Below are 9,238 nucleotides of genomic sequence, written 5' to 3'. Positions count from 1 at the left end.
ATGCATCTGTGACTGATGCGCCGCCTTCGCGAGCAAGCCCGCTCCCACATTTTCGATTGCATTTCGTCAGCTGAGTTTGTGCAAGTAGGCCGGTAAAGGTTGTTCGGGCAGCACCGACAGCACTTTCAACCGCTGCAACATCCGCTGCCGAGCCCGTTGCAGGTGCTCGCGCAGGTTCAGGGCGGCGGCGTCGAAGGCGCCATGCAACAGCAACTCCAGGATCAGCCGGTGCTCGGCCAGCATCGCCGGATCGGCACCGATGCCCAGCAGCCGGTAGAAAATCCGGCTGATGATCATCGGGCTCTGCCCCTGGCGGATCAGGGCGGCGATCTTGCGATTTTGCAGGCCGGCGAGGCAGTGCTGGTGCAGGTCTTCCTCGATCTGCTCGATCTCTTCCAGGCTGCAATGGGCGCTGTTTTGCGCATCGAGCACGCGCTGCAACATGGCGTGCAGCAGGTCGCGGTCGAGGTTCGGCGCGCTCTGGCGCAGGGCTTCGGGCTCCAGGCAGGCGCGCAGTTCGTAGTCTTCGGTGACTTCCCGGGCAGTCAGTGGCCCGGCCAGCCATTGGGAATAGGGTTCCTTTTCTACCAGGCCACGGTCCCGCAGGCGCATCAGCGCTTCACGCACCACCGCGCGGCTGACGTTGTAGTGCTCGGCGGCGGCCTGTTCATCGAGGCGATAATGCCCGAAGGCGATACAGGTCGAGAGCGCTGCGCCGATTTCCTCGACGATGCGCTCCCCCAGTGGCCGGGTGTCCACCAATTCATCTTCACCGTTGAGGCCCAGGTGCGCATGGCTCAGGGGCAGGCGCAGCGGCTCCATGTCCAGGCCGTCGGGGTTGATCAGGTAACCCCGGCCATCGAAGCGGCAGATCAGTCCTTCGTCATGCAACAGGTTCAGCGCCTTGCGCACCGGCACCCGGCTGGTGCCGAACAATTCGGCCAGCGGCGCTTCCAGCAACACCAGGCCATGGCGGGCGGTGCCGTGGGTGATGGCGTCGCGCAGAACCTGGTGAATCATCGCGTAACGGGAAGCCGAGGCTGACACTGCTTTCATCGGGCTCTCTGGAGCAAACGGGTCGGTGGCCGGGGATTCTCTCATAGTTGCGCCTGTCACTCTGCGCCACGTCGGTGGCACTTTTTTGGGGCCTTCAGAGGGTTGATGTTACTTTTCTGCACCAAAATGTATTTATTAATAAAAGATACATTATTTCATTCCTGGCGAGCCTTAAACACCAGCCGATATTTCTTTTAATGCCTGAAACCCATCTAGCCCGTGGATCTGCTCCAAAGTGCCAGGTGTGGCAACCGAGCTGTCCACAAGACTGGCACGAAAGCTGCCTTTGTAAAATGTACATTTTATTAATATGTACATTTTTTAAAGGTCGTTCCCATGTCAGACGCCACTTCAATGGCCGAGGATTTCGCCAGCGGTCGCAGCGACCCGGTGCAGGTCCTGGAACAGGCACTTGCCCACGCGAGCATGGCCCCCGGCGTGTTCATCTCCCTGACCGCCGAGCGCGCTCGCCGTGAGGCCGAAGCGTCGGCCGCCCGTTGGCGTGCCGGCCAGCCGTTGAGCGTGTTCGACGGGGTGCCACTGGCCTGGAAAGATCTGTTCGATGTGGCCGGCAGCATTACCACGGCGGGCGCGGCCTATCGCCGTAATGCGCCGGCCGCCTTGCTGGACGCGCCAAGTGTGGGCCTGTTGTGCCGCGCCGGAATGGTCAGCGTCGGCAAGACCAACCTCAGCGAGCTGGCCTATTCCGGCCTGGGCCTGAACCCGCATTTCGGCACGCCGCACAACCCGGCCAGCGTCGATCAACCGCGGATTCCCGGCGGCTCGTCGTCGGGCTCGGCGGTCGCCGTGGCAGCCGGCATCGTGCCGATCGCCATGGGCACCGACACCGCCGGCTCCATCCGTATTCCGGCTGCGCTGAATGGCGTGGTGGGGTATCGCAGCAGTTGCCGGCGCTACAGCCGCGACGGCGTTTTTCCGCTGGCTCACACCCTCGACAGCCTCGGCCCGCTGACCCGCAGCGTGCGCGATGCACTGGCCATCGACGACCTGCTCAATGGTCGCGACCAGCGCCCACCACGCCCGCCCCGCAGCCTCAATGGCCAGCGGTTCTGGGTCGAGCAAAGTGTGCTGGAAGACGCACGGGTTGAACCTGCGGTGCGCGATAACCTGCAACGTTGTGTGGACCGATTGAAGGCAGACGGCGCGCTGATTGACGTGCGCCCTTCGAAGACCTTCCAGGCCACCCTCGACCTGATCCAGCACCAGGGCTGGCTCGGCGCCTTCGAAGCCTTCGCCCTCCACGAAGCCCTGCTCGACAGCCCTGATGCCGAGCAACTCGACCCCCGCGTTCGCCGTCGCCTTGAAGCGGCCCGCACACTGCCGGCCAGCCAACTGCTGGCGCTGTACGACGCCCGTCGCCGCCTGCAACAGCAGCTTGTCGACGAACTCGACGGTGCGATCCTCATCACCCCCACCGTGGCCCATGTGGCCCCGGCCCTGGCGCCGTTGGAAGCCGACTTTGAACTGTTCGTCAGCACCAACCTCGCCACCCTGCGCCTGACCATGCCCGGCAGCCTGCTGGACATGCCCGGCGTCAGCCTGTCCAGCGGCCGCGATGCCCTGGGCCTGCCCACCGGCCTGCTGCTCAGCGCCCCCAGCGGCGAAGACGCGCGCCTGCTTCGGGCCGCGCTGTCAGTAGAAACCGCACTCACTTTTTAAGGAGACACATCATGGCTAAAGACATCCTCTGTGCATTTGGCGTCGACGTCGACGCGGTCGCCGGCTGGCTCGGTTCCTATGGCGGCGAAGATTCCCCGGACGACATTTCCCGCGGCCTGTTCGCCGGTGAAATCGGTGCGCCACGCCTGCTCAAATTGTTCGAGCGCTACGGCCTGCGCACCACCTGGTTTATCCCCGGCCACTCGATGGAAACCTTCCCCGAGCAGATGAAGGCGGTGGCCGACGCCGGTCACGAAATCGGTGTGCACGGCTACAGCCACGAAAACCCGATTGCGATGACGGCCGAGCAGGAAGAAATCGTCCTCGACAAGTCCATCGAGCTGATCACCCAGGTTACCGGCAAACGCCCCACCGGCTACGTCGCGCCGTGGTGGGAATTCAGCAAGGTCACCAACGAACTGCTGCTGAAAAAAGGCATCAAGTACGACCACAGCCTGATGCACAACGACTTCCACCCGTACTACGTGCGCAAGGGCGACACCTGGACCAAGATCGACTACAGCCAGCACCCCGACACCTGGATGAAACCCCTGGTGCGCGGCGAAGAAACCGACCTGGTGGAGATCCCGGCCAACTGGTACCTCGACGACCTGCCGCCGATGATGTTCATCAAGAAAGCCCCGAACAGCCATGGCTTCGTCAACCCGCGTCACCTCGAAGAAATGTGGCGCGACCAGTTCGACTGGGTCTACCGCGAGCACGAACACGCGGTGTTCACCATGACCATCCACCCCGACGTGTCCGGCCGCCCGCAAGTGCTGCTGATGCTTGAGCGGCTGATCGAACACATCCAGAGCCATGCCGGCGTGCGCTTCGTCACCTTCGACGAAATCGCCGATGACTTTATCCGCCGCCAACCGCGTACCTGACACCCGTACCTAAACCCTGGCCAACCTCCCGAGGCGCGATTCATGTCTATCTACAACAAGCTTGATCTGACTGGCTGGAAACCCCGGCAACTGACGCCCAAGGAAGTGCGTTTCGCCACCTGGATCGCGTTTTTCGCCTGGGTGTTTGCGGTGTATGACTTCATCCTTTTCGGCACCTTGCTGCCGGAAATCGGGCGGCACTTTAACTGGGGTGAAGTGGAGCAGGCGGAGATTGCGACATGGGTGGCGGTAGGCACCGCCGTGGTCGCGCTGGCCATCGGTCCGATCGTGGACAAACTGGGTCGGCGCAAAGGGATTATTTTCACCGTGGCCGGTTCGGCGATCTGCTCGGCGCTCACCGCCATTGGTGGTGCGTGGGGCAAGTCTTCGCTGATCCTGATCCGTTCGCTGGGCGGCCTGGGGTATGCCGAGGAAACCGTCAACGCGACTTACTTGAGCGAACTGTACGCTGCCTCGGATGATCCGAAACTGGCCAAGCGTCGCGGCTTTATCTACAGCCTGGTGCAGGGCGGCTGGCCGGTGGGCGCGTTGATCGCGGCGGGTTTGACCGCGCTGTTGCTGCCGGTGATTGGCTGGCAGGGGTGCTTCGTGTTTGCGGCGATCCCGGCGATTGTCATCGCGGTCATGGCGCGCAAGCTCAAGGAAAGCCCGCAGTTCCAGATTCACCAGCGCATCAGCGAGCTGCGTAAAAGCGGCGCGGTGAAAGAAGCGCAAAACGTCGCTGTGACCTACGGCGTGGACTATGACGAACACAGCAAGGCCGGCCTCAAGGCCGCATTCCGTGGCCCGGCCCGCCGTGCAACCCTGGTGATCGGTGCGGCGCTGCTGCTCAACTGGGCGGCGATCCAGGTGTTCAGCGTGCTGGGTACGTCGGTGATCGTCAGCGTGCACCACATCTCGTTCGAGAACTCGCTGATCATCCTCGTGCTGTCGAACCTGGTGGGCTACTGCGGCTACCTCAGCCACGGCTGGATGGGCGACAAGATCGGCCGGCGCAATGTCATCGGCCTGGGCTGGATGCTCGGCGGGCTGTCGTTTGCCGGGATGCTGTTTGGCCCGAGCAACATGGCGATGGTGGTGGGGCTGTACAGCCTGGGCCTGTTCTTCCTGATCGGGCCGTACTCGGCGGCGCTGTTTTTCATCAGTGAAAGTTTTCCCACCAGCATCCGGGCTACCGGTGGCGCGATTATCCATGCCATGGGGCCGATTGGTGCGGTGGTTGCCGGGTTCGGCGCGACCCAGGTGTTGTCGGCCGGGAGTGACTGGCAGACCGCTGCGCTGTGGTTTGGCGCAGTGCCGTGCTTCCTCTCCGGTGCGTTGATGTTTGCCGCGCGCCATGTGCGTCCGGAAACCGTCCAGTAAGGAGTTGATTCGATGAGTCGTAAAGTTGCATTGATTACCGGTGCCGCCAGCGGCATCGGCCAGGCCCTCGCGGTGGCGAATGCCCGCAGCGGCGTGGCGGTGGTGGGTGGGTATTACCCGGCCGATCCCCATGACCCGCATCACACGGTTGCGCTGGTGGAAGAGGCGGGCGGTGAATGCCTGATGTTGCCGCTGGACGTGGGCGATACAACCTCGGTGGATAACCTGGCGGCGCAGGCGGTCCAGCACTTCGGTCGCCTCGATTACGCGGTGGCCAACGCCGGTCTGTTACGCCGTGCGCCACTGCTGGAAATGACCGACGAGCTGTGGAACGAGATGCTCAACGTCGACCTGACCGGGGTGATGCGCACCTTCCGGGCGGCAACCCGGCACATGCATGAAGGCGGTGCGCTGGTGGCGATTTCGTCGATTGCCGGTGGCGTGTATGGCTGGCAGGAGCACGCGCACTATGCGGCGGCCAAGGCCGGTGTGCCGGGGTTGTGTCGGTCGCTGGCGGTGGAATTGGCGCCGTTGGGCATTCGTTGCAACGCGGTGATTCCGGGGTTGATCGAAACGCCCCAGTCGCTGGACGCGAAGAACTCCCTCGGCCCGGAAGGGCTGGCGAAAGCGGCGCGGGCGATTCCGTTGGGCCGGGTCGGGCGGGCGGATGAAGTGGCGTCCCTGGTGCGGTTCTTGACCAGTGAGGAGTCGAGCTACCTGACCGGGCAGAGCATTGTGATTGATGGTGGCTTGACCGTGCGCTGGCCGGATTGATGCGGTTTCAAGCCCGATGCATTTCAAATGTGGGAGCTGGCTTGCCTGCGATGCAGGCAACTCGGTCCTTCAGAAACACCGAGGTGATGCCATCGCAGGCAAGCCAGCTCCCACAGGTAACACTCGACCCGTAGAGGAATAACAATGCCCCAACTCTCTAACCGCCGTGCCGTGATCACCGGTGCCGGCAGCGGCATCGGCGCCGCCATCGCCCGTGCCTACGCCGTCGAAGGCGCGCGTCTGTTGCTGGCCGACCGCGATGCCGCCACCCTCGCCGAAACCGCCATCACCTGCCGCAACCTCGGCGCCGAAGTCCTCGAGTGCGTGGCCGATGTCGGCACCGTCGACGGCGCCCAGGCCAGCGTCGATGCCTGCGTCACCCACTACGGCGGCATCGACATCCTGGTCAACAACGCCGGCATGCTGACCCAGGCCCGTTGCGTCGACCTGACCCTGGACATGTGGAACGACATGCTGCGCGTCGACCTCACCAGCGTGTTCGTCGCCAGTCAGCGCGCCTTGCCTCACATGATCGCCCAGCGCTGGGGCCGGATCATCAACGTCGCCTCGCAACTGGGGATCAAGGGCGGCGCCGAGTTGACGCACTATGCGGCGGCCAAGGCCGGGGTGATCGGCTTCACTAAATCCCTGGCCCTGGAAGTGGCCAAGGACAACGTACTGGTCAACGCTATCGCACCCGGGCCTATCGAAACGCCATTGGTAGGCGGCATCAGCGACACCTGGAAACGCGCCAAGGCCGCCGAGTTGCCCCTGGGTCGTTTCGGCCTGGCGGACGAAGTCGCGCCGACTGCCGTGCTGCTGGCCAGCGAGCCGGGCGGCAATCTGTTCGTCGGCCAGACCCTTGGCCCGAACTCCGGCGACGTCATGCCATGAGCGGGTACTAAGCATGTGCGGACTTTGCGGCCTGCTGGGCGAAGACCTGCACTGGAGCGACCCTTTGGGCGATGAATTGCCGCGCCGACGCGAACGCCTGCGCCGCATCGCGGCGATCAACCAAGTGCTGGCGGTGTTCCGGCTCAAGGTCGAAGACTTCCAGGGCGCGTCCTATCTGCTGCTGGGCGCCACCGGCAAACAGGAACTGGCCAGCGGCCTGGATCAACTGTGGCAGGCGGCAGAGACCATGCTCGGTCGACCGCTGGACCCGTTGGACCCGCGCCTGCTCGATCATCTGGAACTGTAGGAGCCCGGCTTGTCGGCGATGGCGTCCTTGATATCGCCATCGCCGGCAAGCCGGACTCCTGCAGGGGCATCATTGAGGTAGAACTATGAGCATCGCGCTAAACGTCATCACCGGCTTCCTCGGCAGCGGCAAGACCACCTTGCTCAAGCGCCTGCTGCAAGGTGAAAGCCTCGGCGACACGGCGTTGCTGATCAATGAGTTCGGCGACGTCGGCATCGACCACCTGCTGGTGGAGGAAGTCGCGCCGGACACGGTGCTGCTGCCCAGCGGCTGCGTGTGCTGTTCGATTCGCGGCGAGTTGAAAGACGCCTTGCTCGGCCTGTTGCAGCGTCGTGAGCGGGGTGAGATTCCGGCTTTCAAGCGGGTGATCCTGGAAACCACCGGCCTGGCCGACCCGGCGCCAATCCTCGCGACCTTGAACAACGACGTGCAACTGCGCGGGCGCTTTCATATCGGCCTGGTGGTGACGCTGGTGGACGCCAGCCACGCCGCTTTGCAAGAGCGCCTGCACCCGGAATGGCTGGCGCAAGTGGCCGCTGCCGATCGCCTGCTGTTGAGCAAGACCGACCTCGTCGAAGACTGTGGCCCGTTGCGCTTGCACTTGCAGGCACTGAACGCCGGTACGCCGATCCTCAATACCTGCGATATCGACAGCGGTGAACAACTGCTGCTTGGCGAAGGCCTGCGCAGTGCCGAGCCCGCTGCAGAAGTCCGCCGCTGGAAACTCCATCAAACCACCGCCGCCAACCACGGCGCTGCGCAAGTCTGTTGCCTGACCTTCGATCAGCCGCTGGATTGGGTCGGTTTCGGGGTCTGGTTATCGATGCTGTTAAGATGCCACGGCGAACGTATTCTTCGCGTCAAAGGACTGCTCAACGTGAACGCCAGTAACGCTCCCATCGTCATTCATGGCGTGCAGCATTGCCTGCATGCCCCGGTTCACCTGCCTGCCTGGCCGGGGACCGATCGGCAATCGCGCCTGGTGTTTATCCTGCGCGGGCTCGACCCGGCTCTGCTGCGGCGCTCCTTTGAAGTGTTCTCCAGAAGGTTCGCCGCATGATCACGCTTCGCGTCCTCGGCACCTCGGTGACCTTGCTCGAAACCTTGCGTGTGCGAGCGGAAAAAGAGCTGGGCATTCGCCTGGTGTACCAGGTGCATGATGTCGAGCAGGCCCAGCGCATTGCGGTGATGCAGCCTGACAGCTACGACCTCTACGACCAGTGGTTTCACAACGTCGACTTCGTGTGGCCGGCGCGGGCGATCCAGCCGATCGACACCCGGCGCATCGCGCTGTGGCACGAGATCAACGACCTGCCCAAGCGCGGACGCTTGTCCGCCAACGACCGTCTGGGCAGCGGCAGTGTGCCCAGCGAGCGCCTCTTCGTGCAGCACGACGGCAGCCTCGGCAGCACCGTCACCGAACGCATCAGCATGCTGCCCCTGACCCACAATGCCGACAGTTTCGCCTACCGCCCCGAGCGCTTGCCCGAAGGGTTCAACCGCGGCAACGAGAGTTGGGGCTGGTTGCTGGACCCGGCCTGGGGCGCACGCACTGCGTTGCAGAGCGACGCCGCCATCGGCGCCCTGGACGCGGCGCTGGCCGTGCAAGGTGCGGGCCTCGCGAGCTTCAAGGACATCGGCAACATGAGCATCGAAGAGATCGATGTACTGGCCGATATCCTGGTGCGTAAACAGAAGGAAGGCCACTTCGCGGCGTTCTGGTCCGATGACGAGGAAGCCGCGCAACTGATGCTCAGCCCGAGCATCGATATCCAGAGCCTGTGGTCACCGACCCTGATGCGCCTGCATCGGGCCGGGGTCAAATACCGCCTGGCGGTGCCCCGTGAAGGCTATCGCGCCTGGTTCGGCGGGTTGTCGCTGTCGCGCCATGCCAAGGGCCCGGTGCTGGATGCGGCCTATGCCTACCTCAACTGGTGGCTGTCCGGCTGGCCGGGTGCGGTGATGGCGCGCCAGGGTTATTACATCGGCAACCCGGCTCGCAGCCGAGATCACCTGAGCAGTGCCGAATGGGACTACTGGTACGTCGGGCTGCCCGCCCGGGAAGAGCTGTTGGGCAGCGATGGCTTGCCGCTGATCGATGTGGGTGACGTGCGCGACGGCGGTTCCTATGAACAGCGCATGGGGCATATCGCGGTGTGGAACTCGGTGATGGATGAGCACAACTATCTCGTGCGGCGTTGGGGGGACTTCATGCGGGCGCGAACGTCGTAACGGCAGCCTGTCGCCAAATTAA

9 protein-coding genes are annotated in these 9,238 nt (G+C 63.7%); 8 read left to right on the top strand and 1 reads right to left on the bottom strand.

All coding sequences use genetic code 11. The annotated features are described in order from the left end of the window. Positions 1-66: 66 nt before the first annotated feature. Positions 67-1,056: a GntR family transcriptional regulator gene (locus tag ACW9I6_RS05875; RefSeq protein WP_003210410.1), complete on the bottom strand. Its 990-nt coding sequence runs from the start codon at positions 1,054-1,056 to the stop codon at positions 67-69. A gap of 336 nt (positions 1,057-1,392) precedes the next feature. On the opposite strand from ACW9I6_RS05875, the gene ACW9I6_RS05870 reads away from it, so the two are divergent. The 8 genes from ACW9I6_RS05870 (at position 1,393) to ACW9I6_RS05835 (ending at position 9,216) form a co-directional block, all read left to right on the top strand. Beyond that, positions 1,393-2,736, top strand: a complete 1,344-nt coding sequence (locus tag ACW9I6_RS05870) for an amidase (RefSeq protein WP_457339043.1) — start codon at positions 1,393-1,395, stop codon at positions 2,734-2,736. An 11-nt stretch (positions 2,737-2,747) separates the two neighbouring features. Further along, on the top strand, positions 2,748-3,626 hold the full coding sequence (locus ACW9I6_RS05865) for a polysaccharide deacetylase family protein (protein ID WP_003210406.1): 879 nt from the start codon (positions 2,748-2,750) through the stop codon (positions 3,624-3,626). A gap of 42 nt (positions 3,627-3,668) precedes the next feature. Continuing rightward, positions 3,669-5,009, top strand: a complete 1,341-nt coding sequence (locus ACW9I6_RS05860) for an MFS transporter (protein WP_003210404.1) — start codon at positions 3,669-3,671, stop codon at positions 5,007-5,009. Between the two features lie 12 nt (positions 5,010-5,021). Continuing rightward, positions 5,022-5,783, top strand: a complete 762-nt coding sequence (locus tag ACW9I6_RS05855) for an SDR family NAD(P)-dependent oxidoreductase (protein ID WP_457339042.1) — start codon at positions 5,022-5,024, stop codon at positions 5,781-5,783. Positions 5,784-5,927: 144 nt separating this feature from the next. Continuing rightward, complete coding sequence (locus ACW9I6_RS05850; protein WP_218263878.1) at positions 5,928-6,677, top strand: SDR family NAD(P)-dependent oxidoreductase; 750 nt, start codon at positions 5,928-5,930, stop codon at positions 6,675-6,677. 13 nt (positions 6,678-6,690) lie between these two features. Beyond that, positions 6,691-6,984, top strand: a complete 294-nt coding sequence (locus ACW9I6_RS05845) for a hypothetical protein (protein WP_003210398.1) — start codon at positions 6,691-6,693, stop codon at positions 6,982-6,984. An 85-nt stretch (positions 6,985-7,069) separates the two neighbouring features. After that, positions 7,070-8,044 (top strand): CobW family GTP-binding protein, encoded by a 975-nt coding sequence (locus ACW9I6_RS05840; protein WP_177021380.1) that lies wholly within the window; start codon positions 7,070-7,072, stop codon positions 8,042-8,044. Next, positions 8,041-9,216 carry an ABC transporter substrate-binding protein gene (locus ACW9I6_RS05835; RefSeq protein ID WP_457339041.1) on the top strand — a complete coding sequence of 392 codons (1,176 nt, stop codon included), beginning with the start codon at positions 8,041-8,043 and terminating at the stop codon, positions 9,214-9,216. Before ACW9I6_RS05840 ends, ACW9I6_RS05835 begins: the two co-directional genes overlap by 4 nt. The last annotated feature ends 22 nt before the right edge of the window (positions 9,217-9,238 follow it).

The organism is Pseudomonas sp. SDO5522_S412, from assembly GCF_054071215.1.
This window is presented reverse-complemented; position numbering and strand designations above follow the sequence as displayed.